The sequence below is a fragment of the Bartonella jaculi genome, assembly GCF_039543045.1.
Classification (GTDB): domain Bacteria; phylum Pseudomonadota; class Alphaproteobacteria; order Rhizobiales; family Rhizobiaceae; genus Bartonella; species Bartonella jaculi.
Genome location: NZ_BAABIZ010000160.1, coordinates 1 through 793 on the forward strand (window position 1 = coordinate 1; position 793 = coordinate 793).

Annotated in this window: 1 protein-coding gene; it reads left to right on the plus strand. The window is 37.8% G+C overall.

Features of this window, described 5'->3' with window-relative positions; genetic code table 11:
• The first annotated feature begins 189 nt into the window (after window positions 1-189).
• Window positions 190-720: a helix-turn-helix domain-containing protein gene (locus tag ABD915_RS09955; protein WP_345117805.1), complete on the plus strand. Its 531-nt coding sequence runs from the start codon at window positions 190-192 to the stop codon at window positions 718-720.
• Window positions 721-793: the final 73 nt, after the last annotated feature.

Genomic DNA, 793 nt, shown 5'->3' on the forward strand with positions numbered 1-793 from the left:
GATCCCATACTTGAATGCATGTTTGGGTGGTTGTCATAACTTTCGCTCCTGCTTCAAACGGATGCTCCCACATCCGTTTTTTGTGGGGTTAATTGTAAAATATCTGCCCTCTATAGCGGGCGGTAATTAAAGGTGTATATCAAATATTTTACTTTGTAAATAAAATATTTGATATTGGAGTGATTTTTTTTGGCACGTCCTGAAAGAGAACCACAAACAGAACTTGCAAAGCGGTTGCGTGAAATAAGACGAATATTCGGAAACGAAGAACGGGGTATTTTTGCGCAACGCCTTAATTTACAACGAGGTACTCTTGCTAATTACGAAATTGGAGCACATGAGCCATCGTCCTCAGTAATTAACGCTTATTATACAGCCTATAACATTAATCCTCATTGGATCGTCACTGGAGAAGGCGAAATGTTTAGTGACATGGCAAAAGCAAAAGCTGTAGGTTTTAAAATGCCTACTATCCCTGCTGGTCTCATGAAAAAACTTGGTCGCATAGCTTATACAACCTATCGCGATGAAAACATAAAACTCCCCCCCGAAGATATAGCGGAACTCGCGGCGGAACTTTATAAAAAACTGCAAGAGCTTGTTCAAGACATCAACGACACGGAAGAAATAGAGCTTACTTTGCCTCTTCTAAAATTGCATTTAAAACGCCAAATAGAAGCTGAAAAAGAACATCTAGAAACTACACAAAATTCGGCTTAATGCTACTCTAAGATGAAAAATGAAAGTGGAAATCTTTTTACATTAAAAAATTGACACAACATATTGATAAAAA